Consider the following 25,489-nt stretch of genomic DNA (forward strand, 5'->3'; position numbering starts at 1 on the left):
TAACAATTGGGGGGCAGTTCACCTGACAGCCATTTATTTAAAAATCTGCAGGAAAACAGGATGTCTTTTGAACATGTATTTAAAAGAATTATAGAGTTTATGCACGCCGATCCATGCGGGAATTTTCGCTTAATGGTGGGAACAGATTCACAGGTGCATAAACGACATACTGTATTCATTACCGGAATTGTCATTCAAAATGAAGGAAAAGGTGTATGGGCTTGTATCAAAAAAGTAGTGGTCCCTCGTAAAATGACACAGCTACATGAGCGAATATCGCTCGAATTATCATTGACCGAGGAGATTGTGGGACTGTTTACGGAAGAGAGAAAAAACGAGCTCATTGAGATCGTTTTGCCCAACCTTTACAAAGGAGCAACCTTCACCATGGAGGGACATATCGATATTGGCGCGGGAAAAAGAAACAAAACCAGCGAATTCGTTAAAGAAATGGTCACAAGAATGGAATCCATGGGCGTTGAACCAAAAATCAAACCAAACGCTTTTGTTGCCTCAAGCTACGCCAACCGCTATACAAAATAACTCCAAATAATTGAGAATTTGCATCAATTATTTTTTCTAATATACTACTTGTATTCTAAAGCTGCGCTTTTTTCAAAAAATGTACTGCAATGACAATATATATTTTACGGCACATAATGGACTTCCATTGCCTCATAAATTCAAGTTAGGAGGTGGTGGGATTGAAAAAAGGGGCAGCAGCAGTTTTACTTTTTTTTACGATGGTTTTACTAACTGGATGCTTCGGCGACCCGGTGCGCGATGACTTAGTTAATTACGTAAATAAAGAAATGAAGGAGGCGGCGAAGTATGAAACCGCCGCTGTTTCCGCCTATGAGAGTGTGACTGGGGCAAATTTTACCGATGACCAATCGCTCTATGATGTTTTAATGAACGATGTAATTCCTAACTATAATGAATTTATTAAAGAATTGGACGCAGCCAAAATTGAAACCGATGAGGTTCGGGAAATCCATGAAATTTATATAAAAGGAGCGGATATCCAGTTTAATGCGTTTGCTAAAATTAAACAGGCCCTTGAGGAGCAGGATGCCAATTTAATTCAAGAGGCGAATGACATGCTGGCGGATGCCCGTACGCATATACGCGAATATCAAAGCGAATTGGAAAAATTAGCAAAGGAACATGATGTGAAATTGGAAAAATAATAGACTTACTCTACTTAATAATCCACCACCGATGCGTAATATTTATTTTCGCATCGGTGGTATATCCCAATACGTTACAATCCGCCAAACCCACTCCAGAGGACCGTAACGGAAATATCGAAGCCACACCGAACTGAACATAAACTGGATGACATATATGGCTACGCACAAATTTAGGGTTTGCAGGTATGAAATCTGGCTGAATAAATCAAACGCATTCCCGGCGAGTAATATTAAAATTGTTTGCGATACATAGTTTGTCAATGCCATCCTGCCATAGCTTTTTAACGGGGAAAACAGTTTTTGAAAAAAACGACGCTGCATGAGCAGCAGCAGCAATCCAGCATAAAACGCCGACACAATGGGGCCGATAGCAATTCCAATACTAATAAAATGCTGCTCTTGCAGGTAAGTTGCCTCAGTGGCGACGCCAAGCTGAACAGGGGCATATTGCGCTTGAACTATTAGCCCGGCTGCACTTAGTGCCAGCATGACTCCTGTAAATACTGCAATCTTTTTGGTTTTGGTTTTTTCAAACACGCGGTATTGTCCCGCGGCAATGCCTAAAAGCATGAGCGGCACTACCATAAAGATTTTAATAGAAAATATGGCAAAAGCAATGAGCATCAACGTCCCGAATACAAGGTTCATAAGCTTATTTGCTTTATAAAAAGGCAAAATGATTAGGCCGCAAACGGCGTACAGCGCCAGCGCTTCCCCGGGATGAAACTTCACGTGAACCAAACCAATGACAAATAGTGAAGCCATTCTCCTTAAAAATAAGATGTAGCCATTCTTTCCTTTGGCGTTGGCTCTAGTGAGGAAAATATAGAACCCAACCCCAAATAAAAAAGTAAACATCGTATAAAAACGACCTTCTACAAATAGATACAAAAACCTCCAATACGAAAAATCCAGTGAATCCGCGGGAGCAGGCTCGTTAATTTCAAGCAGCGGCCCAATATTCACCAAAATAATCCCCATCAAAGCAAATCCCCGCAAATAATCAAGCAGATCTATACGTTTGTGATGACGATGGTTGGATTCCATTACGTTCACCTCCTGGCGTGCCTGACACCATTACTATTCTTTACATTGTTAAACCCTTTATTATGATTTCCATAAACGTTCAAGCGAAACTTCCTGATCATCGATGTTTAATAGATATACATCAGGATTGCTGAGATTCTTCCATTGTTCAAAACCGAAGTCAGGCTGATAGTGTTTAAGAAGTAATGACATTAAGTTTCCGTGTGTTACGATAATAGTGTCCTCTGCCCCATGTTGATGGATATCGCCCATGACGCTGACTGCCCGGTTCATCGCTTCCCTGCTTGATTCTCCTCCATCGAACCTCAAATCCAAATTATCAAATGCCGCTTTAAGCTTTTCCAGCCAATCAGGTAAATCCCTAGTGCTTAGTATCCTCTCCGACAACCTGTGGTCACTCTCTATTTCGATGCTTTTTTGTTCCGCAGCAGGTTCTATAGATTGAACAGCCCGCAAAAACGGACTTGAAATAATCCGATCAATCTTCACATCTGCAAAAAACGCCGCTAACTCCTCCGCCTGGCGCACCCCTCTATCAGTAAGCGGCGCCTCACTCGCCTGTCCCGCCGCCTCACAATGCCTTACAACATACACCTTCTTCACAATTACCAACTCCTATCTGGAAAATCTATTAACCTATTTATACCAATATTATCATAGCAATAGGGTGTGGTGTCAGGCACCATGTGAATTTTTCACATATCCAGCTTCAGTGCCCAGCGACTAATGTACTTCGCTCTTCGCGTTTCCTTTATCTCAGTCGAAGCGCTCCAGTCTATACGCTAAAACGGGCGCTCCGCTTTTCTTGGTGCCTGACACCTACTTAGAAACTAAACGTCAAAAAGCGCTCTGATTCCCCCAAATCAAAGCGCTTTTTGACGTTTTATTCGTTCTATGTGTATCCCTCTTTATATGAATATGAATGTCCCATACCGTTTAGACGGTTTCTGGCACCTGTTCAAGCATTGTTCCGTTAGCAGCATAGTTTATATGCCAGGAGAATGCCTTTTCTAGCACATGTGGTGTTTGTCCACCTCTTGTTAAAGCTTCCCGATAATATTCGCGAAGCTGCTCACGGTACATCGGATGAGCACAACGTTCAATAATTAATTCCACACGCTGCCTTGGTGCTAAACCTCGTAAGTCGGCATATCCTTGCTCTGTTACAATCACGTCAACATCATGTTCCGTATGATCTACATGGGAAGCAAAAGGCACAATGCTCGAAATTTTGCCGCCCTTAGCAATCGATTTAGTCACAAAAATAGCTAAGCGGGCATTACGTGCGAAATCCCCCGATCCGCCGATGCCATTCATCATTTTTGTTCCTAAAACATGTGTTGAGTTAACATTTCCGTAAATATCTAACTCAAGTGCCGTATTAATCGAAATCAATCCGAGACGGCGGATGATTTCTGGATGATTGGAAATTTCCTGCGGCCGCATAATTAATTTGTCACGATACTTCTCAAAATTCCCATACACCTGTTTCATTTTTTCATCTGAAAGAGTAATCGAGCAGCAGGAAGCAAAATCCACCTTGCCGGCATCGATTAAATCAAACACCGCATCCTGTAATACCTCGGAGTACACTTCTAATTTTTTAAACTCCGAGTCTAACATGCCATGAATTACCGCATTTGCCACTGATCCGATTCCTGATTGAAGTGGAGCAAGGCGCTCCGTCAGACGGCCGGCTTCCACTTCCTTACGCAAAAACTCGATTAAGTGATTCGCCATAATAACCGTTTCTTCATCCGGCTGAACAATGGTAGAAGGAGAATCCTGCTGATTGGTGAAGACAATCCCCTTTACTTTTTCAATATCTACCGGAATTCCAATTGTCCCAATACGATCTGCAACCTTTGTTAATGGAATCGGACCTCTCTCCCCTTGTTTGCCCGGATCGTATAAATCATGCAATCCTTCTAAATTCACTTGATGCGATAAATTGATTTCAATAATGATCGCTTTTGCATTCAAGGCAAAGGACAAGGAGTTCCCCACAGATGTGGTTGGAACCACCATTCCATCCTCTGTAACTGAATACGCTTCCAAAATAGCGAAATCTATTGGATCCATTACCCCTGCACGGACCAATTCTGCTGTATGTGACAAGTGTTGATCAACAAATAACATATCCCCATTATTAATTTTACTGCGCATTGTTGGATCGGCTTGAAATGGAAGTCTTTTTCCGAGAATCCCCGCTTCTGCAAAAAGCTTATCCACATCCGACCCTAACGATGCCCCTGTATAAACGTTAACCTTAAATGATTCTGTTTTGGCACGTTTCACTAGCGCGAATGGCACCGCTTTCACGTCGCCTGCACGTGTGAACCCGCTTAACCCCAATGTCATCCCGTCTTGAATCCAAGATGCTGCCTCTTCTGGTGACACAACACAGTCCAAAAGCCGCTTATCTCTGATCCGTTCATATTTATTTTCCATATCCCATCCCACTCCCAAATATGAAATTATTATTATTTTAACTTAAATAATTTTCCAATAAGGAAATCGAGGATATATTACGTAAAATTCAGACAAGACAGCATTTTCCTATTCTAAGCCAGAATATTTTAACCTGTTGGATTTTTCTATAAATGGATGATCAAGGGTAAGCAATCCCTATGCTGCTTTTGACAGACAATTATAGTATATTAAAAAAAATTAAAATCCTAAAAGCCGGCGGAAATAACTGGAGTACGACTGGCTGACAGGTACACGATCCCCGTTATTCATTGAAAGCACAAAGGTGGAGTGGGTATCCGGGTAAATTTCCTTTATATGATTAACGTTTACGATGAACGAGCGATGACAGCGGATAAAATAATCCTTTGGCAGCACGAACTCAAATTCCTGCAGTGAATATTTATGTGTTCCGCAGTGCTCCTTTGCATGAACATAGGTCTTTTTCTCCTTCGATTCAAGGTAAATCACATCTGAAAAAGGAAGCGGAATCCATCCGTCATCACTTTTAATCGTCACAACCAATTTTCCGCTCGTCAAGGCAGGATAAATAGCCGTCACACAGCCCTCAAGCTTCCCCTCATGAAAAAATGGCACTGCCATGCCATGATAAGGAACGCCAAAAATATCCCGATTAATAAACTCTGAAACCTTTTGTTTTGAACTAATCGCTTTATGAGCAATTGTCCCCTCTTTTAACGGGTCTCCCGGACGAATCTTCAAATCAACCCGCTTACTCGGCCGGTAATAAATATATTCAGCGGTATTCGAAACAGCAATTGAAATCTCCTCCGAAAACAGCTCACTAATCACATCCAAAAGCGAAACAACCGTAATACTCTCCATTACAACTACACCCCAAACTTGATTTTGGTGTCAGGCACTTTGTGAAAAATTTACATCTCCAGATCTAGCGCCATGCGACTAGTGTACGTCAGTCTTCTCCCTACGATAAGTCAACATCGAATCGCTTTGCTCTTCGTGTTTCCTTTATCTCAGGCGAATCCCCCCACAATAAAAGCCTCGACAGCATCAGCATCGCACGAAGAGAAAGCGCTGGCATTTTCGAGGAGTCCATACTCGCAAAACGGGCGCTTTCGCTTTTCTTAGTACCTGGCACCAATAACTATATAAGCACAATCATGTGAATAACGAATATTCCTAGAAAAGTCATCGCGGTAGTTAGGTGGAATTTGCGGCGGAAGCCTGAGGCTTTTTTATGTCGCAGCCAGCCGGCAAAAAGGGTTGGACACAGCATGGCAAATGCAAGATAGCCCGTTAGCAGTTTCAGATGAGTAAATCCTATCAACGGGCCGATTTGCGTTAAGTTGATAATAGCATGCCCGACGATCACAACCGTTCCCCAAATTGCTATAGGAATATGCCATTTCATAAAGTGCCGCGAAAACTTTGCCAATCGAATCTTCACCTGACGAACCGATGTCTTTCGAATCACTAGAAAAATAAAGTACATATTGATATTGATCAAAAATAGAATAATGCCAACTTGTGCAAGGATCTGCCCTACCACAACCAATGAACCATCATGCGGGCGAAAGATCCAAATATAGATTATTGATATTATAATAAGAAAAACATTTATAAACGTCCATAGACGGTGGTAAATAGAGCATCCCTCCTTATTGTCAGGCACCTATCACCTATCTATATCACCTTTCCAAGCCTATAAAGCAAAAATCGTTCATTTGAATCACGCAAATAATCATGCGGTAAAATTATTTCTTTCTTTAGCTCAAAGGAGGTCTCGTTTTCTAAAAAGTAAATATAATCCTGGGATGGATAATAGAGGATTAATTCAATTTCCCGCTCCGCTTCCTCTACTGAAACCAAGATGTTATTTATGATACTCCTAAAAACCTGTATCGAAAATGGATTAAAAAAATAAAACCGATTGTCTGATGAGGCAATCTGGTATTCCTCTGCTAAACAGCAATGAAACTGAATTCCCTCCAAACGGCTCTTCGTTTTTCTCCCATACATTTTGCTATTTTCCAACGCCTCTTGGTACAGCGTTTCATTCATCTCAATCCCTGTAACCGCAGCATGGAAGAAATAATGGATGTAAAAATTCAGCCGCCCTTTGCCACAGCCAAAATCAACGATAGAATCGCTCCTATTTACTTCATAGTTTTCAAATAATATCTCAAGCGCACTGTAAGGCGTCGGTTCATAAGGATAATAGCGGCGGGGCTTTTTTACCGTTCCCTCCAGCCGGTCTCCTCTTGTATTTATATTTAGCAATTTATCATAATAATGTTCCTTCATAAATAAACTCCTTACAACAGCATCTAATTCATAGATTAATAAAGGTGGTACGAGCAGCGCTAGGCTCTAAGAATCTATAGTAACCATTTTTATTATAAGCTAATTTAAGAATAGCTGAAAAACTTTCGAGGCAGTCCGCCGCTTTTCTATTTATGGTAAAAAAACGCATTTTTACCCTTAAGCTTTTCTAAAAATAAAAATATAAGCAGGAGAAACGGCCTACATCACGAAAACTTAAAGGAAGTAAGACAAATTTTATTCACTTCCTCAATAGACCATACTATAATTAAAATCACCCTTAAGAAATTGCCATCACTATTAGCAGGAAATAAGGAGAAGGTTTTAGGTGAAAATAAAAAAAATCTTAAATAACAATGCCGTTATTGTCGCTGACCAAAGCGAAGAAAAGATTGCCATTGGTGCGGGAATTGCCTTTCAAAAGAAAAAAAACGATATTATCAATCCCAATAAAATTGAAAAACTTTTTGTTTTAAGAGAAAATGAGAAGTTCCAGCAGCTCCTGCTCAAAATTCCTGAGGAACATTTTGCCCTCTCAGAAGACATTATTTCCCATGCTGAGGAATCCCTTGGGGCCAAGTTAAATGACCACATCCATATTTCGTTGACGGACCACTTATCATTTGCCATCGAGCGAATAAGGGACGGAATCATCTTAAAAAATAAGCTTTTGCCGGAAATAAAAATATTATATAAACAGGAATTTGAAATCGGCCTCTGGGCTATTAAGCATATTGAGAAAAAGACCGATATAAAAATGCCAATTGATGAAGCAGCCTATATTGCTCTTCATATTCATACGGCTAAGCTGCAAAGCGGCGACATGAAACATACTCTCCGCCAAACAGCCATTATCGGAGAAATGGTGCAAACCATCAAAGACTTTTTAAAAATAGAAATTGACGAAGACGACTTTTCCTATCAGCGCTTAGTTACACATCTTCGTTTTGCTATTTCAAGAATCAGCAACGGTGAGCCCCACATTATGGATGGAGAAATGATTGCCATGATCCAAAAAAAATTCCCCACCTCCTACAAATGCGCAGCAACGGTCGCCTCCCACCTAGCCCAGCACTTTAGCATCAGCCTTCCACACCATGAACTAGGCTATATTACGCTGCATATTGAAAGACTGCGGAAACGATAAGACATGGAACGGTTCTTGGGCTTGGAAAGCAGCAGGTCCCCATGTCTAACAGGAAAACGCTTGGGCTAAACTAGCCCAAGCGTTTTCCATTACTAAATATAAATTAGCCCTTACGCATTTTATGAATTTCGTCAGCGACAAATTGTACATGCGGACCGACTATGACTTGAATGTTTTTCGGACCGACGACATTAATGCCCGGAACGCCTGTTGCTTTAATTTTCTTCTGATCGACGATATTCATGTCTTTTACTTCTAATCGAAGGCGTGTTGCACAGTTGTCGACAGAAACCACGTTAGCATCGCCGCCTAAACCGTCATAAATTCTTGCTGCCATAGATGAAAATTTATTTTCCCCGGCTCCAACCGCACCTGCTGTTGGTACTTCTTCATCTGTATCTTCTTCACGGCCTGGAGTCGCTAGGTTAAACTTCACAATAATAAAACGGAATAAGAAATAGTAAATGACTGCAAATACTAAACCTTGAACGAGCAGCATATACGGCTGATTTGCTAGCGGCAGTCTTGAACTTAATACGAAGTCGACTAAACCGGCACTAAATCCAAATCCTGCTGTCCAGTGGAATGCTGCAGCAATTGCTAAAGAAAGACCTGTTAAAATAGCATGGACCACATAAAGCGCTGGTGCTAAGAACATAAATGAAAATTCAAGCGGTTCGGTTACACCTGTGAAGAACGCCGCAAAACCTGCTGCCATCATTAAAGAAGCGACTTCCTTCTTTCTCTTAGTTTTCGCTGTATGGTACATGGCAAGCCCAGCGGCTGGTAATCCAAACATCATAATAGGGAAGAATCCGGCTTGATACATCCCCGTTACACCTTTTACCCCTTTACCAGACCAGAAGTTACCAATATCATTAATGTTTGCAACATCAAACCAGAATACAGAGTTTAAAGCGTGGTGTAAGCCTGTTGGGATTAATAATCGGTTAAAGAAGCCGTATAAACCTGCACCGGCAGCTCCCAATTTCGCTATACCTTCACCAAAATTAACTAATGCCGTATATATAGGAGGCCAGATAAAGAATAATGCAACGGAAACCACGAGCATTGAAACCGCTGTCATTATCGGCACTAACCGTTTTCCACTAAAGAAGGCAAGTGCATCGGGCAGTTTTACTCGACTGAAACGATTATACATCATCGCAGCTACGATACCGGAAATGATTCCGACAAAGGCATTCCCGATTTTTGCAAATGCTGGATCCACCTTTGCTACGTCAATTTGCTGTAACATCGCAACAGAATCAGGTGACAGCAAGGTTTTGACAACGAGAAAGGCAACAAGTCCAGAGAGCGCTGCTGACCCATCCTTTTCCTTCGACATTCCCAATGCTACCCCTACTGCAAATAGAATTGGAATATTATCTATAATTGAACTACCTGCTTTGATTAAGAAAGCCGCAACCGGACTGCCGCCGCCCCAGCCTGATGGGTCAATCCAGTACCCGATCCCCATCAAGACAGCCGCAGCCGGCAAAACTGCTACAGGTAACATCAAAGAACTTCCGAGCTTTTGAAAGAACTTTTTCATCTCCATTACCCCCTATTAACTTTTTTTAAAAATAAAAAATAATTTCCCCATAAAACCTGCGCTACATTTCTATTCCGTTTAACAACGGGAAGACAACCACCTCCTTTATAATCGTTTTTTCCAGCATTTACTTAACGTTCATAATCACCGTTTCACCTGCGACAGCCGTCTTTTCCCCTGTTGGAACATACTCTTTACCGCTGCCTTGGCTATTTGTAATCACAATTGGCGTAACCGTACTTGCAGCATGTGCGCCAATATACTCCCAGTCAACCTCAAGCAATAACTGCCCGACCGATACTTTATCTCCTTCCTTAACAGCAGATTTGAAGCCTTCACCATTTAATGCAACGGTCTCTAAGCCAACATGAATTAAAATTTCAGTTCCGTCGTCAGCGAGCAGACCAATCGCATGCTTAGTCGGAGCAACCTGGATTACCTTTCCGTTAACGGGTGCCACGATATTTCCGCCGTTTGGCATTACCGCCGCCCCTTCACCCATCATTTTTTGACTGAATACCGGATCTGGAACTTCCTCAATCCGCATAATTTCTCCATTTACTGGTGCATAGATGTCTAATACTTGTGATTTTCCCTTTTTAAAAAAATTTAACATTTTGAATGATCTCCTTTATTACTTAATATTTAAGGCTAAGATTATTTATACTATTTTCCTAATCAGCCTGCTTTAAACGCATAATTTTTACACACAAAAAAGGCATGGCAGTATCACAGAGGACTTAAACAAGCCTTCTGCTGTACCACCATGCCTGATCGTATCAGTAACATGTGTGCAATGTGAAATTACCTTAATTATAGCACATAATAAGAATTTGTAAACGATTTCAGTATTGAAAAATTTTTCAAAAGATTTGCCTTATTTCAAATTGCCGGCCATCATAGTCCTTTACCTATCTTCCGTATTTCAGAAATATAGTAAACTTTTTTAAAAAAAATCGTCCATAAAAAATAGGCAGCCTGCTCCATCTCGAGCTGCTGCCATCAATTTGCCTGCATCATTTTCACCGGGATCGAAGATAGCTTAGCCGATAAAGGGAATGCGCAGAGAAGGAGAACAATAATAAATCCAATGACACCCTTCCAGCCATAATTCGTCCAGAAGAATCCTCCTGCAGTCCCGGCTAAGCTTGAACCGCTGTAGTAAAAAAACAAATATAACGATGAAGCCTGCGCTTTTTCCGTTTTCGCCCTTCGTCCAACCCAGCTCGAGGCAATCGAGTGCGAACCGAAAAATCCAAAGGTGAAAATTGCAATCCCAATAATTTTGATTAGAAGCGGGGCCACGAGTGTCATTACTGCACCGGTGACCATGAGCAATAGTCCAATCCATAAAACCTTACGCCGCCCCAGCTTATCAGACAGCTTCCCCATCCAGGTGGAGCTAAATGTTCCTGTCAAATAGACAATAAAAATCCAGCCGACAATCGTCTGGCTCAGACTATAAGGCGGAGCCAGCAGTTGAAAACCGATATAGTTATATAAAGTGACAAAGCAGCCCATTAAAATAAAGGCTATACCAAATAAACAAAGAAGCGCCGGGTCCCGTAAATGACCATACATGGAAGCAAATAAATTCTTCAGCTTCAACGGCTTAGGTGTAAAATATTTTGATTCCGGCAAATTCAGCCAAAACCAGATACTTAGGAGCAAACTAATAACACCGATACAACCCATGGCAATCCGCCATGAAAAAAAGTCTGTCACTGAACCGGTAATAATCCTGCCTGCCATGCCGCCGATGGAATTCCCGCTGATGTATAACCCCATTGCCACCCCAAGGCTGTTGGGATCGACTTCTTCACTTAAATAGGCCATTGCGATGGCCGGCAGTCCGGCAAGTACAATTCCCTGTAAAATCCTGAATCCAAGCAGCGACCCGAAAGTCGGACTGAAAGCAGTAAAAATGACAATTAAAGATGATAACAATAGTGAGACGGACATTATAATCTTCCGGCCCCATGCTTCTGATAACGAGCTAGTGATTAGCATAGAAATAGCAAGCGTTAAGGTGGTTACGGAAAGCGTTAAACTCCCAGCAGCTGCTGAAACATGAAATTCCTTAGCAAAAATCGGTAATAACGGCTGAACATCATAGAGTATTGAAAATGTAATAAATCCCCCGGCAAACAGCGCAAAATTGGCTTTTCGAAAGGCAGTAGTCCCTTGCTGCAGTTTCCCCATCCAACAAACCTTCTCTCGTACATTTTTTCTATTATTCCGCTTTAACTGGCAATAAAATGTATATTCATTGATTTTTTACTTTACTAATTTACTCCTCTCTCATGTAAAACTCAAATATCGAAACTCTTCATTTCTAAATATCTTTTCGACAAATTCCTATTTCCCTTGAATTGCCTCGAATATTCTGTTATATTACAATCAAGTGAATATTTCTTACTTCAATACCTTTTGAAGTGAGGATAGAGGCGCAAAAACCATTAGTACATAATTTTAGGATAATGAGGTCCTTTGAGAGTTATGGAAAGGGGAATTTGCCGAAGTATCAAGAAACTCATTATTCTTGATGCTGGTTCTGTGTTGAACAAGCACAGGATTGTCATATAGGAAACTATATGGAGGGCTATCTCACGCATGGGAACTTGTATTTTTTAAATGTTTCTACTGCAGCAGCGATGGAGGGCCCGTGGGTGGACCCCGTCATTGCTGCTTTTTTGCGTTGATTTTGAACGGCCTTATCCCTCTAATTTTTTAAAAAAATTTTTAAAAGGGTGAGAATGATGAAATTTGGCCAAGTTTTAACCGCAATGGTTACACCATTTGACCAACAGGGCGAGGTTGACGTTAACGCTGTAAAAAACCTAGTAAATCACTTAATTGCTAATGGTACAGAAGGATTGGTTGTTTCTGGGACAACCGGCGAATCCCCTACCTTAACAACTGAGGAAAAAGTAGATTTATTCAAATTAGTAGTCGAGACTGCTGCGGGCAGAGTTCCAGTTATTGCCGGGACAGGCTCCAATAACACACGGGCATCGATTGCCTTGACGAAAAAGGCAGAAGAAGCCGGTGTGGATGGAATAATGCTAGTTGTGCCGTACTATAACAAGCCGTCCCAAGAAGGCTTGTACCAGCACTTTAAAGCAATTGCAGAAACAACACCGTTACCAATCATGCTTTATAATATTCCGGGGCGGACCTCTGTGAACATGTCTGCAGACACTATTGTTCGTCTGTCCGAAATTGATAATATCGTTGCTGTCAAAGAAGCTAGCGGTGATTTAGATGTGATGGCAGAAATCATCGAGAGAGCACCTGATGATTTCTTGTTATTCAGCGGCGACGATGCCTTGACGATCCCAGTTTTATCGATTGGCGGTGCCGGCGTTATTTCGGTTGCCTCGCACATTATCGGTAATGAAATGCAGGATATGATTAATTTATTTAAGAACGGCGATGTTCAAGGTGCTGCTATTGCCCACCGCCGTCTGCTTCCAATTATGAAAGGCTTATTCTCCGCACCAAATCCTACTCCGGTAAAAGCCGCATTGAATATGATGAGAGTTCCGGTTGGCGGCGTTCGCTTGCCATTGGTGGCTTTAACTGAAGAAGAGGAACAAGCTTTGCAAAGTCTGCTTCCCGGGGTAATGGTGTAAGTTTTTTGAGGATTTATTATATGGGGCAAATAGTGGTCTACGTGACCGAATACAGGGGAAATTGCTTTGCTGTGTCAATTGGACAACCTCAAAAATTAACACCGTTCAGACACTTAGATCTCTCAATAACATACCCAGCCATCTAAAAGACCCTGCCGAAACTTCGACAGGGTCTCTCATTTAATTAAAAACCGGCAACGTGACAACAATTGCCATCACAAACAAGATGGTTATATAGTTTACCGAGCATAGGAACATCACATGTGCCCATTTCATATCATCTTTTGTGAAAAATCCATAAATACTAACTGCTAACCATGCCACATTCATTACCGTCGCTAATACAACAAAGGTAATTCCCAAAGGTCCTAGATAAAATGGAAGCGGAAGCAAGCAGGCAATATAAACAGCCATTTGCCGCTTGGTCATCTCAAATCCGTACACAACCGGAAGCATCGCCACACCGGCTGCTTTATACTCTTCATACTTTTTCATCGCAATCGCAAACGTATGCGGCATTTGAAAAACAAAAATAATCAGCGCCAGCATAATTGGAACGACATGATTACTTGATTCTACCGCAGCCCAGCCAATCAACGGTGTTACCGCTCCTGAAATACTCCCAATAACGGTATTAAGCGTATATCTTCGCTTTGACCACATAGTATATAAAATACAGTAGGTGAACCAGCCAATAAACGCATAAATAACTGCTTCCCATGTAGTAAAAAGCAGCAGAACAAAACCGAGGATCGTCAACACGATTCCCAGCATTAAAACAGCCTTCAATGAAAAATGTCCTGTAACCGTCGGCCGATTTTTCGTCCGATCCATGATTGTATCGATATCGACATCGTACCAGTTATTGATGACCAGAGCCCCAGCCATTACCAAGGTACTGCCGATCATCGTTAGGAAAAATACGTTCAAATATTCACTAAAGGATGCACCGCTAAAATAAAGTGCCAGCCAAAAGCCCGTGACAACAGGCAGTGCATTCGCGATTAAAACCGGTCCTTTAAATAAAAGCTTTAAATCAGATAATACAGTAGATATATTTCGTTTATTTGAAAAAGCCGCTTTTCCATCTAGTCGTGGAGATGCTAAGCTTTCTTCCCTCATTGAATTACCCTCCCCCGAAAATGGTCGGAAAATCTATTGTAATGATAACATACTACGGACTACTTATGTCTATTGAGAATTAGTTTCATTTATTTTCCTCTATCTATTCTACCACAACTTTGGTGCCTGACACCCGCAAAGAGATTCTTTTCTTCCAACAATAGTCCTTATATTATAAGGTAATCATTCCAGTACGAGTACACAAATATATGTAAATTCCTTGACAGTTTCATTCCACTTCGTTATTATTCATCCAATAAAACCAATCGGAATTATAAGTTTTCTATATTAGGAGGGGAATCTGTTGAATCCGTTATTCGTAAAAACTCCCGCCCAACAAAAATGGCTGGACCAATTACAAAGGTTTGAAACTGTGTTTAAAGAACGAGGCGTCATTGCTGATGAAAAGGCAATTTTTCCAAAGGAAAATATCAATGACCTTGTAAAAATGGGTTATCCGAGCATTACACTACCTAAAGAATATGGCGGCGAAGGTTTGAAAGTTTATGACATGGTTATGCTCCAAGAGACGCTCGCGAGCTTTGACTCTAATACTGCGCTATCTATCGGCTGGAGCCTCGGTGTAATCGGAGAAATATTTGAGAGAAAGATTTGGACGGAGGGAAACCTGCAATTTTTTGCAAAAGAAATCCTTAACGGGGCGCTAGTAAATAGGGCGGCTACAGAAGCTCAGACAGGAAGTCCCACCAGAGGCGGCCGACCTGGAACGAATGCTATTAAAAGAGATGGAGAATGGGTTTTAAACGGGCGGAAAATCTTTACCACAATGTCTCCTGCTTTAACTCATTTCCTCACCTCCGCCTGGATCGAAGAAAAGCAAAAGGTTGGTTTTTTTCTCCTGCATAAGGATTTGCCGGGACTATCTATTGAGGAAACATGGGACGTTATTTCTATGAGGGGAACCGGCAGTCATGATCTTGTGTTAGAAAATGTAATGGTGGATGATTCAAAACTTGTAGAGCTTCCAGAGTTTCCGAGGGGCAGCCAGCTAAATGGGTGGCTGCTGCACATCCCTGCTTGTTACCTTGGCATTGCGCAAGCTGCCCGCGATTATGCCGTGGATTTTTCAAGTCATTATACTCCGAATAGTTTAAATGGACCAATCAGTCAATTGCCAAATGTACAGCAGCATCTTGGCGAAATTGAATTGGAGTTAATGAACGCCAGACATCTTATATATAGTGTTGCTGCGGCATATGATGATGAGTCACAAAGAAAATACCTGACAAACGAACTAGGTGTTGTAAAACATGTCGTTACAAATTCAGCAATATCCATTGTTGATAAAGCCATGCGAGTTGTCGGGGCGAAAAGCCTGCAGCGTAATAACCCATTACAGCGGTATTACCGTGATGTTAGAGCAGGCCTGCATAACCCGCCAATGGATGATATGACAATTAAAAAATTGGCCTTAGCAGCGATTGAACAAAATAAATAAGCACAGCCCCGCTTCATACCGAAGCGGGGCTTCCCTTTTCAATTAGGTTTGCAGCTTTTTCGCCTTGATTTCCATTCTTTCGCTAAGATATGTAGAACCTAATATAAGGATTCCCCCCATTATTTGCACTATCGTCATGCTTTCACTTAAAAATATGGCTGCAAAAATAACCGCCGATACCGGGTCCAAGTAGCTCAATACAGCAATTGTCTGCCCTTTTAAATCCTTAAGCGAAGTGAAATAAAGAAAATAAGCAATACCAGTATGAATAATACCGACAATTAAGACAAATAGGACCGAACGTCCGCCAAGACTTGAAAAATCGAGAGAGTCTTTTATCATGACGTATGGAAAAAGGACAATAACCGCCACGATTAATTGTACCAGCGTTGTTTCAAAGCCCGATAAATTTTTAATAAACTTATTGATTAAGACAATGCTCGCATACATGGCCGCTGCCGAGAGTCCATATAAAATACCGATCACATTTTGGCTGGATGTCCCCCCGCCTGCTCCGCCAAAATTGACTAAAAATAGGCCAAGCATTGCCATTATGATACAGCCTGCATGAAATAATGTTAATTTTTCCTTAAGTATAAAGGGGGCCAAAATCATGACAATAATAGGAGCAAAGTAATAGCTTAAGGTGGCATTTGATATCGTTGTATAGCGATACGCCTCAAATAATAAAATCCAATTAAATCCGACCGCGGCTCCGGAAAGAATTAGCAGTATCGCGTTTTTCTTTAAAGCATGGAAAGATAGCTTTTGTTTAATAAGCACGCTTAATACAATCAGGAACAAGCTTCCGATAATACCTCTTAGCAGGGCAATTTCACTCGATGATAGATTTATATTTTTCACAAATAAACCAATACTGCCCCAAATCAGCATGGCTGTTAATAATTTCAATTTCCCGTTCAAATCATTTATCCCCCTGTCTATCTGTAAACCCTATAAAATACTCTTGCTAAAATAGTTCCATTTATAGTCATCTCCTCTATAGAAAATATTTTAATTCCGAATGCTTTACCAAGACAGCAGAAATTAATTTTAACTTATTAATGACAACAGTTTCCATAATCGTTAAGCTTTATGGATTCCCAAACGCTTCATTTTTCGAATTAAACTTGTATGATCGAGATCTAAAAGTGAAGCAGCAGAACGAATACTTTTTGATTTTTCAATGGCTTTTAATATTTGCCTTTTTTCGAATTCGTCCAAGGAATGTTTTAAACTCATGTTCCTATTAATTTCAAGATTATTATCCTCTTTTGTCAACGAATTTGCATTTGTATTTGATGGGTGTTCAAAATCCCAATTATTTTTTACATTTTCGGGAAGATCGTAGGGTGTAATAAAAGTGGTTGGCGTGGAAACAATCAAAAATTCCATCACGTTTTTAAGTTCACGAACATTCCCCGGCCAGGAATATTGTTTTAATAAACTCATAGTTTCCGGAAGAAGCTTTTTTTCTATATGATATTTACGGCAGAAATCCTCCAAATAGTATTCAACAAGATGCGGAATATCAGGCTTTCTTTCAAATAACGGCGGGATTTCAATGTGAATAACATTTATTCGATACCATAAATCCTGACGGAATTTTTTATCCAATACAAGCTGCCTTAAATTCTGATTCGTTGAGCAAATTAATCGAAAGGAAAGTTTTCTTGGGGTAGTATCTCCTATACGAGTCACTTCTTTTTCTTGTAAAACACGGAGTAATTTTACTTGCAAAGGCAAAGGAATTTCACCAATTTCGTCTAATAATATCGTGCCATTATTGGCTTGTTCAAAAAAACCTGGCTTGCCCTCCTTACGTGCTCCCGTAAAAGAGCCGCTTACAAAACCAAACATTTCTGATTCAAAAAGCTCAGGCGGTATTGCTCCACAATTAACTTTAATAAAAGTTTTTTCATCCGCTGAACTTAATTGATGGATTGTGCTTGCTATTACCTCTTTACCTGTCCCTGATTCACCTGTAATTAATACATTTGTAGGAAATGAAGCAATCTGCTTAATCTTTTCATATATCTTTTGCATTTGTGGACTTTTATACACTGCATAAAAATCCTTTTCCTGTTTCTTCGTTTGAAGCGAATTAGTCATACTTTCATTAATTTGCTGAGCATGTCCCAGTTGTTTCTGTAAATGATGAAGATATGTAACATCCCGTACGCTAGTTACCACCATTTTAACTTCTTGTTGGCTATCTAAAATTGGGGTTGAGGTGACAACAAAATATTTTTGCTTTTTTATCTTTTGAATGATCGTTGTTTTCTTTTTAGATTGCAGTGCCATAGAAGCCGCGGACCGATCAAAATATTCATTTAAAACTAGATCGGCTATGTTTTCACCTAGAACTTCTTTTTTCGAAATTCCGGTCATTTCCTCATATGCTTTATTCACCTCTATAACAAAACCTTGATGATCAACAACAAATAGACCATCAGAGGAATACTGGATAATGGACCTCAGCTCTTCATTAATCAAACGCAGCTTCTTTAGTTCCTCTACTAATCCAAGATTACTAAGCTTATCCGTCAAACTCAAAATCTATTCACCCCATAATACAGTCACTTTATCACCACTTTTGGTGGTAAAACGACCCAGTTTTTTTTAGTATATACCAAATTCCTAAGAAAATTAAGAATATTCTGTTTGGCACGAATATTGCAATAATAAAAAGCGATAATCTAATTTATTAAAAAAGGAGTGGGGTTTTTGAGTTTACAGGTCTCAAGGCTCGATTTACCGTGTCAGATGCATGCAGGAAAAGGTAGCTTAAAATTATTACATGATTTTGTCATTACAAATGGCGGAAGCAGGGTCCTTGTAATTATGGATTCATTTTTAGGAAAGCCCCCCATCAATTTGGATGAAAAGGTAAAAAGCATTTTAAAGCAAGGAAGCATTGAAAGCGTTGTCTTTAGCGAGTACTCAGGAGAGCCGACTACAGAACATGTACATGCTGCACTTGAGATATTAAGGGATTTTCAAGCTGATTGTGTAGTAGGTATAGGCGGGGGAAGCGCGTTAGACCTGTCCAAGGCTGTATCATTATTTGGGAAAACTCCTAATATTAATTGGACAGAGATTCCGGAAAAACCATTTTTAAAACGGCTTCCTCTAATTGCTGTTCCAACTACAGCAGGAACTGGTTCTGAAGCTACCAAAGTAATGGTTATTACGAATACAGAAACAAATATTAAGATGAATCCGGGTCATCCAGATTTAATTCCTGATGCAGCTATTCTTGATTCGGATCTGACGCTTAGTTTGCCGCGTACCTTTACTGCTTACACAGGACTTGATGCTTTAACTCATGCAATAGAAGCATTTGTATCAACTCGCGCTACTAATTTAACAGACTTTTTCGCTTTGGAAGCAATACGTATGATTGGAAAGTCTCTTCCGCTAGTCTGCGAGAATGGTCAAGACCAAGAATCAAGAGAAAAAATGAGTTTAGCAAGCTGTTATGCAGGGATCGCCTTTTCTAATGCCTCTACCAATTTGGTCCATGCTGCGGGTCGTTCTTTGGGGGCACGTTTTCATATTCCGCATGGATTAAGCGTTGCACTTCTATTACCTTTTGTTATGCGTTTTGGCCTTGAAGCAGCTGAACATCGTTATGCTGCTGTTGCTGTTGCATTAGGGGCAAACCCATCATTAAGTCAGAAGGAATTGGCTGAAACATCTTTAAGGATGATTGAAGATTACAATGATCAATTTGATATTTGGACTGATGGCCAAAAATATATTAATCTACAGGATTTAAAAAAGGAGATTCCCCTACTTTCTAAGGATGCAATGTCAGGTAATGGTATTGCTACAAATATGAAGGTTCCAACCATTGAGGATATTTCCGAAATTTATGAAAAGCTTATTAATAAATTATCTTACGTTTATAGCTAATTACTCATAATAATAGATTCTAAATTAAACATTCAGGAGGAGATTATAATGACAAAAGTAGAAGTAAAAGAAGTACGAACAAAACTAAAGATGACACCTAGTGAAGCAATTGTAGAAACACTAGTGAAGGAAGGTATTACACATATTTCAGGAATATTAGGATCTGCCTTTATGGATATGCTAGATCTTTTACCGGCAGCTGGCATTCGTTTCATTGGTGTACGCCATGAGCAAAGTGCAGCACACATGGAGGATGGCTTCTGCCGTGTTTCTGGAAAAGCCGGTGTTGTAATCGGACAAAATGGTCCAGGTATTACAAATATGGTAACCTCTGTTGCAGCTGCCAATCAGGCCCACACCCCTATGGTTGTAATTTCTCCTTCCGCTGGGACACCGACAGTCGGCTGGGATGGTTTCCAAGAGTGTGATCAAGTCTCAGTGTTTAAAGCAATTACTAAAGAGACTGTTAGAGTAACCCACCCTAGCCGCGTTGCGGACTGTTTGAGAACAGCATTCCGGATTGCATATGCTGAGCGGGGACCAGTTTTGTTTGACATTCCTCGTGATTATTTCTATGGAGAATTAGAGGATTATATATTAGAACCTCATCAATATCGTGTGGATACCAGGGGCTGTGGTTCGCCAGAATCCTTAGATAAAGCAGCAGAATTACTAGCAAAAGCAAAATACCCGGTAATTATCTCAGGGCGCGGCACAGTTGACTCGGATGGCATTGATGAAGTCAAAGCAATTGCGGAACACCTTACTGCACCTGTTGCAGTGTCATATATGCACAATGATGCGTTCCCTGCAGATCATCCGCTTGCCGTTGGGCCGATTGGGTATATGGGATCAAAAGCAGCCATGCACACGCTTAAAAAAGCTGATGTAGTTCTTGCCATTGGAACTAGATTATCAGTATTCGGAACGCTACCTTGCTATGATATTGATTACTTCCCGAAAAATGCGAAGATTATTCAAATCGATATTAATCCAAGAAACATTGCCAGAACACATCCAATTGAAGTTGGTATTATCGGTGATGCACGTGAAGCAAGCAAGGAAATATTAAAGCGTATTGAAGAACATATTCCAAAAGCCCAAGAAAATCAACTAAGACTATCGGAGGTTTTTGACTTAAAGGAACAATGGGAAAAAGAATTAGTTGAACTTGCAATGGTAGAAGGAAGTCCAATCAACCCGCGCAGAGGGCTGCTGGAATTAACAAAAGTATTACCTGAAAATACAATTGTAACAACAGATATCGGCAATGTTTCTTCAACAGCAAATGCTTACTTGAAATTTAATCAATCCCGAAAACATATCGCAGCCTTAACCTTCGGAAACACTGGATTTGCTTATCCAACAGCACTTGGTGCAAAGCTGGCATCACCTGATTCTCCAGTTGTGGCAATAATCGGTGATGGCGCTTGGGGAATGAGCTTACATGAGGTAAGTACAGCAGTTGAAGAAAATATCCCTGTAGTTGCTTGTGTCTTTAACAATGGAGCATGGTGTGCCGAAAAGAAAAACCAGGTCGATTTCTATAACAATCGTTTTGTCGGTGCTGACATCCAAAATCCTGACTTTGCAGAAGTAGCCAGGTCAATGGGCGCTGTCGGCGTAAGAGTTGAACGCCCAGAAGATGTAGGGCCTGCTGTCTTAGAAGCGATTAACTCAAATAAACCGACTGTGCTTGATATTCAAGTCGATGGCACCCAGCTTGCGCCTCCATTCAGAAAAGATGCGCTTAAATTACCTACACGTTTACTTCCAAAATATGCTCATTTGGATTACAGAAACTGGTAATGTTGATTTGTAAGTTATACAGAGGAAAAAGTTAAACATTATTTAATTTCTGGGAAAGCTTCACCATTTATTTTCGAAGGTGAGAAGCATTTCAAAGCTGCTTCTCCCCTTCTAATTTTCTAGAAGCTGGAAGTGATTTTCTTGCATTCTTACAACAAAAACATTTAATATTAAAAATATTCTATCTTTTCGGTGTAATAAAAAACTTTTTAGAAAGCGTTTTCTACATGAGGAGTTTTTGAAACATAATTTTACTTTATTAAAAGTTATTACTATTTTACCTTACTATCTTTGTGGCACTAATAGTCTGTTAGAAATAAAAGGAACGCTAGTATTACCAAAATTACCAGGATGATTAGGGGGAAAAAGATGAGTACTACCGAAAAAGGGATGCTTAGACGTGTTGTAGGTTCAAGTGTAATTGGCTCGACAATTGAATGGTATGATTTCTTTTTGTATGGAGTTATTGCTGGTCTCGTATTTAACAAGCTCTATTTTCCATCAGATGATCCCTTTATATCTACACTTCTTGCATATGCGACCTTTGCGGTGGGCTTCGTTGCACGACCGTTAGGAGGTATTGTCTTTGGACATTTTGGAGACAAAATTGGACGAAAGAGCATGCTTATCATTACTTTAACCATCATGGGCATCAGTACTGCATTGATTGCCGTGGTACCGACTTATGAAAAGATTGGTATTTGGGCTCCCATTATTTTGATAATATTACGAATTGTTCAAGGATTAGGCTTAGGCGGTGAGTGGGGTGGTGCTGTGCTTATGACTTTTGAGCATGCCCCATTATCGAAGAGAGGATTATACGCAAGCTTCCCTCAAATCGGCTTATCCATTGGTCTTTTACTATCTTCAGGCGTTGTTGGGTTATTATCTGCTATGCTTCCAGACGAAGCCTTTATGTCCTGGGGATGGCGAATTGCATTTGCACTTAGTACATTGTTAATATTCTTAGGTTTATGGATTCGTTTAAATGTATCGGAATCTCCTGAGTTTCAAGCGGTTAAAAATCATAACAAGGAATCCAGCATTCCAATTAAAGATATGTGGCGCGGCAATGTCGGCAATGTCATAGCCGGTATGGGGGCACGATATATTGACGGAGTCTTCTTTAATGTAATGGGTGTATTCTCTCTGACTTATCTTACAAATATAATAAATGTCACTCGATCAACGGCTTTGATTGGGGTTTCGGCGGCTGCCTTTGTCATGTGTTTTTTCATTCCGTTCTTTGGCCATCTTTCAGACCGCTATGGAAGAACCCGAACCTATTTGTATGGCAGCTTAATTACAGGTTTCTCCGCACTGCCGGCTTTTTGGCTAATGTCCAACAGCGGCGGGAATAGCCTAGTAATTTGGTTATCCATTATCATACCTTTTGGAATTTTATATGCTTCTGTCTATGGCCCTGAAGCTGCATTATTCGCCGAATTATTTGATGCAAAGGTTAGATACACAGGAATGTCATTTGTTTATCAGTTTTCGGGAATTTTTGCTAGCGGCATGACACCTATCATTGCAGCAACATTACTTCAGATGAACAATAATTCCCCTACAATATTGACTCTATATGTTGCCTTTTCAGGTATTGTTAGTGCACTTTCAGTATATTGGATTCAAAGAAAAAAAAGCAGGTCTAAACAAACAGCGGAGGAACCCTCGGAGGCAATCCCTTCTTAATAAAACGGCAGAATAAATGCAGTTTATGCTATTTGACAGTCTATGAGTATTTATAATGTGGTATAAATGGTAGACCGCTATATATTTGTTATATCCAAGCGCAGAATCCTCTAATGGATTCTGCGCTTTTTCTGCTGCAATATGCCTTAATATTGTCAAAGTTTAATGGCTTTACAGCCTCTTTAAGGTGGTAAAATGATGGTGAGGTAGAAATAAATTCCATAGCTAAAGGGAGTGAAAACATGTTAAATATGTTTTCAAAAATTGTTGTTCCATATGATAATTCCGAACTAAGCAAAAAAGCGTTGGACACAGCTATTACACTAGCAAAACAAGACGAAGGTATTTTATTAGATGTTATTACCGTTATAAATCCAAATTATGCTGCCTATCGCTACGGCGTATATTCAATTGATCCAATCCATAAGGCCCAACTTGAAGAAGCGAAAAAAATGCTTAAAGATTTAGAGCAAAAGCTAAGTGAACTCCCCAATCAGGCAAATACACATCTTTTCGAAGGAAGCCCTGGTGCCTCTATTATTGATTTTGTGAATTCAGAACAGGCAGATCTAGTGGTGATGGGAAGCCGAGGATTAAGCGGGTTGAAAGAGGTATTTTTAGGAAGCGTCAGCCATTACGTGGTTCAAAAATCACCATGTCCTGTGTTTATCGTAAAATAAATGATTAGAAGTTTTTGAAAGAAATAAACAGTGCCTTCGGATTAATGCTGGAGGCACTGTTTTATTAGCAAAAAAAAGCAGTTTCATCTATTTTTCTCAGCGTAGGACTGCCCTTTTAAAATGTTTACTTCTGATATTTAGACAACTTCGATGTAATACTCCCCGGCTTTCTCTCCTGTGGTCTGGCCTTAAGACTGGAAGCCCAAGGTATTTTCGACTCATATGTCTGGGTAAATTCTTTATTAACTAAGTTTTGCAACCGATCCTTATTTTTCTCGAGCGTTTCTTCAATGGCTATCATCCTACGGCTCGGAAATGAAAGCCCAGCCAAAATCGTAGTTATTGTCGGATCAGAATCTGTAATATATGTTCCTTCAAACAATTCTACCGGTTCGCCTACAGCCTCAAAAATAGCAGGGACGTTTATTAGCTTTGCCATTTTTTCCGGCCCCTCGTAAATTAAGCCGGCTCGGATGACACCTGTAGACTCAACCGGGCAAAAGATTGAATTTAGCCAGGATTGCTGTACCTTACTTGCCACATCAGATGTCGTCTTTGCATCAGTGATTGCCGCCGAGGATATAATCGTTACCCCTCTAGTCGACAAAATATTCATCATATCGGTTTCGTCAAAGTTTCCATAAAAAGAGCTCTTCCGAGTTACCTGCAGCACATGATTAATGGCTTCCATGACCTGCTGGTTAGAAGATAAATAGATTTGATGTTTACTGGATTGCGGATTTAATTTTCGCATTTGGTCATTATCAACTAGGAAAACTGATGAAAGAGAATCGATTCTTGAAATCTCCGCGATACATTCTGTAGCATTTATTCGGTTTCCCGCAAGCACATTACGATCAGGGACAATTGCAATGGCACCCACGTTGACCCCAGGCAGATTATCCAATAACAGGTCAATAAGTAAAGGGCTCATACCAGAGCCAGTGCCACCGTCAGTAGAAAAAGCCACTAACAAAAGCTTTATGTTTTTAAAAGATTTTTGCACAAAGTCGATAATTTCTCGATAGTTATCATTCACGGCTTTTAATCCTATAGACCGATTTTGGCCAGCTCCATTATATCCAGGGATAAAGAATTTTCTTTCGACCTTCGTATTTACTATGCCATCGCGTTGGTTCGTGTTAATCAGTGCCGTTTGATAGCCCATGGTTGCTGCAATCTGAGCAATATTGCCGCCCGCCTGGCCTACTCCCAAAACGCCAATTGATTTCATCCTATCACTTCCTTTCTTACTAAAATAATACTCAGGTTTTATCAAATTAGACTTTTGCTGTGCAAAAATACGCATTAACAAGACCACAATTAGCTTTTTTTCCGTTTTTCAGGCAATGGAGTCCACTTCCATTGACCACAATCAGAGGTTTTGCCATTTTTCGGGCAATGGAGCCCGCTCCCATTGACCACAATCAGCGTTTTTTCCGTTTTTCGGGCAATG

22 protein-coding genes and 1 riboswitch are annotated in these 25,489 nt (G+C 40.4%); of the genes, 9 read left to right on the forward strand and 13 right to left on the reverse strand.

From position 1 onward, the window contains the following. Nucleotides 1-60 precede the first annotated feature (60 nt). Both IE222_RS21280 and IE222_RS21285 read left to right on the forward strand, forming a co-directional pair. Entirely contained in the window at nt 61-543 is a 483-nt protein-coding gene (locus IE222_RS21280) for a ribonuclease H-like YkuK family protein (protein WP_191276347.1), read from the forward strand. A gap of 161 nt (nt 544-704) precedes the next feature. Next, entirely contained in the window at nt 705-1,190 is a 486-nt protein-coding gene (locus IE222_RS21285; RefSeq protein ID WP_223282837.1) for a hypothetical protein, read from the forward strand. Nucleotides 1,191-1,232: 42 nt separating this feature from the next. On the opposite strand, the gene IE222_RS21290 is transcribed toward IE222_RS21285, so the two are convergent. From IE222_RS21290 to IE222_RS21315, 6 genes are all read right to left on the reverse strand, one after another. Then, complete coding sequence (locus IE222_RS21290; RefSeq protein WP_191276349.1) at nt 1,233-2,240, reverse strand: DUF418 domain-containing protein; 1,008 nt, start codon at nt 2,238-2,240, stop codon at nt 1,233-1,235. A 60-nt stretch (nt 2,241-2,300) separates the two neighbouring features. After that, nucleotides 2,301-2,843: a histidine phosphatase family protein gene (locus IE222_RS21295; protein ID WP_191276351.1), complete on the reverse strand. Its 543-nt coding sequence runs from the start codon at nt 2,841-2,843 to the stop codon at nt 2,301-2,303. A gap of 333 nt (nt 2,844-3,176) precedes the next feature. Beyond that, entirely contained in the window at nt 3,177-4,691 is a 1,515-nt protein-coding gene (gene scpC, locus IE222_RS21300; protein WP_191276353.1) for a succinyl-CoA:acetate CoA-transferase ScpC, read from the reverse strand. 219 nt (nt 4,692-4,910) lie between these two features. Continuing rightward, entirely contained in the window at nt 4,911-5,555 is a 645-nt protein-coding gene (locus IE222_RS21305) for a LytTR family DNA-binding domain-containing protein (RefSeq protein WP_191276355.1), read from the reverse strand. Between the two features lie 280 nt (nt 5,556-5,835). Continuing rightward, on the reverse strand, nt 5,836-6,240 hold the full coding sequence (locus IE222_RS21310; RefSeq protein WP_223282838.1) for a hypothetical protein: 405 nt from the start codon (nt 6,238-6,240) through the stop codon (nt 5,836-5,838). A gap of 134 nt (nt 6,241-6,374) precedes the next feature. Continuing rightward, entirely contained in the window at nt 6,375-6,995 is a 621-nt protein-coding gene (locus IE222_RS21315; protein WP_191276357.1) for a methyltransferase, read from the reverse strand. A gap of 346 nt (nt 6,996-7,341) precedes the next feature. Between IE222_RS21315 and IE222_RS21320 the strand changes: the two genes are divergently transcribed. Continuing rightward, nucleotides 7,342-8,160: a PRD domain-containing protein gene (locus tag IE222_RS21320; RefSeq protein WP_191276359.1), complete on the forward strand. Its 819-nt coding sequence runs from the start codon at nt 7,342-7,344 to the stop codon at nt 8,158-8,160. Nucleotides 8,161-8,263: 103 nt separating this feature from the next. Here IE222_RS21320 and nagE read toward each other — a convergent pair whose 3' ends face one another. The 3 genes from nagE to IE222_RS21335 all read right to left on the reverse strand — a co-directional run bounded on the left by nagE (nt 8,264) and on the right by IE222_RS21335 (nt 11,917). Further along, the gene (gene nagE / locus IE222_RS21325; RefSeq protein ID WP_191276361.1) at nt 8,264-9,715 is read right to left on the reverse strand and encodes an N-acetylglucosamine-specific PTS transporter subunit IIBC; all 1,452 of its coding nucleotides are present in this window, start codon (nt 9,713-9,715) and stop codon (nt 8,264-8,266) included. A gap of 127 nt (nt 9,716-9,842) precedes the next feature. After that, a complete protein-coding gene (locus IE222_RS21330; protein WP_191276363.1) occupies nt 9,843-10,331 on the reverse strand; it encodes a PTS sugar transporter subunit IIA in 489 nt (162 codons plus the stop codon). Between the two features lie 386 nt (nt 10,332-10,717). Beyond that, entirely contained in the window at nt 10,718-11,917 is a 1,200-nt protein-coding gene (locus IE222_RS21335) for an MFS transporter (RefSeq protein ID WP_191276365.1), read from the reverse strand. A 232-nt stretch (nt 11,918-12,149) separates the two neighbouring features. Continuing rightward, nucleotides 12,150-12,328, forward strand: a riboswitch (Lysine riboswitch). 146 nt (nt 12,329-12,474) lie between these two features. On the opposite strand from IE222_RS21335, the gene dapA reads away from it, so the two are divergent. Beyond that, on the forward strand, nt 12,475-13,350 hold the full coding sequence (dapA, locus tag IE222_RS21340) for a 4-hydroxy-tetrahydrodipicolinate synthase (RefSeq protein ID WP_191276367.1): 876 nt from the start codon (nt 12,475-12,477) through the stop codon (nt 13,348-13,350). A gap of 180 nt (nt 13,351-13,530) precedes the next feature. Here dapA and cyoE read toward each other — a convergent pair whose 3' ends face one another. Beyond that, on the reverse strand, nt 13,531-14,472 hold the full coding sequence (gene cyoE / locus IE222_RS21345; RefSeq protein WP_191276369.1) for a heme o synthase: 942 nt from the start codon (nt 14,470-14,472) through the stop codon (nt 13,531-13,533). A 304-nt stretch (nt 14,473-14,776) separates the two neighbouring features. On the opposite strand from cyoE, the gene IE222_RS21350 reads away from it, so the two are divergent. Next, the gene (locus tag IE222_RS21350; protein WP_191276371.1) at nt 14,777-15,931 is read left to right on the forward strand and encodes an acyl-CoA dehydrogenase family protein; all 1,155 of its coding nucleotides are present in this window, start codon (nt 14,777-14,779) and stop codon (nt 15,929-15,931) included. Between the two features lie 42 nt (nt 15,932-15,973). On the opposite strand, the gene IE222_RS21355 is transcribed toward IE222_RS21350, so the two are convergent. Together IE222_RS21355 and IE222_RS21360 are read right to left on the reverse strand one after the other, a co-directional pair. Continuing rightward, nucleotides 15,974-16,855: a DMT family transporter gene (locus IE222_RS21355; RefSeq protein ID WP_191276374.1), complete on the reverse strand. Its 882-nt coding sequence runs from the start codon at nt 16,853-16,855 to the stop codon at nt 15,974-15,976. Between the two features lie 162 nt (nt 16,856-17,017). Further along, entirely contained in the window at nt 17,018-18,487 is a 1,470-nt protein-coding gene (locus IE222_RS21360; protein WP_191276376.1) for a sigma-54 interaction domain-containing protein, read from the reverse strand. A 171-nt stretch (nt 18,488-18,658) separates the two neighbouring features. Between IE222_RS21360 and IE222_RS21365 the strand changes: the two genes are divergently transcribed. The 4 genes from IE222_RS21365 (at nt 18,659) to IE222_RS21380 (ending at nt 24,033) form a co-directional block, all read left to right on the forward strand. Continuing rightward, on the forward strand, nt 18,659-19,849 hold the full coding sequence (locus IE222_RS21365) for an iron-containing alcohol dehydrogenase (protein WP_223282839.1): 1,191 nt from the start codon (nt 18,659-18,661) through the stop codon (nt 19,847-19,849). 48 nt (nt 19,850-19,897) lie between these two features. Beyond that, complete coding sequence (gene xsc, locus IE222_RS21370) at nt 19,898-21,658, forward strand: sulfoacetaldehyde acetyltransferase (protein WP_191276378.1); 1,761 nt, start codon at nt 19,898-19,900, stop codon at nt 21,656-21,658. Between the two features lie 369 nt (nt 21,659-22,027). Continuing rightward, the gene (locus IE222_RS21375; RefSeq protein ID WP_191276380.1) at nt 22,028-23,353 is read left to right on the forward strand and encodes an MFS transporter; all 1,326 of its coding nucleotides are present in this window, start codon (nt 22,028-22,030) and stop codon (nt 23,351-23,353) included. Nucleotides 23,354-23,595: 242 nt separating this feature from the next. Then, the gene (locus IE222_RS21380) at nt 23,596-24,033 is read left to right on the forward strand and encodes a universal stress protein (RefSeq protein ID WP_191276382.1); all 438 of its coding nucleotides are present in this window, start codon (nt 23,596-23,598) and stop codon (nt 24,031-24,033) included. Between the two features lie 124 nt (nt 24,034-24,157). Here IE222_RS21380 and IE222_RS21385 read toward each other — a convergent pair whose 3' ends face one another. Then, nucleotides 24,158-25,267 (reverse strand): FtsZ/tubulin family protein, encoded by a 1,110-nt coding sequence (locus tag IE222_RS21385; RefSeq protein WP_191276384.1) that lies wholly within the window; start codon nt 25,265-25,267, stop codon nt 24,158-24,160. Nucleotides 25,268-25,489: the final 222 nt, after the last annotated feature.

The sequence above is a fragment of the Neobacillus kokaensis genome (genome assembly GCF_014656545.1).
Classification (GTDB): domain Bacteria; phylum Bacillota; class Bacilli; order Bacillales; family Cytobacillaceae; genus Neobacillus; species Neobacillus kokaensis.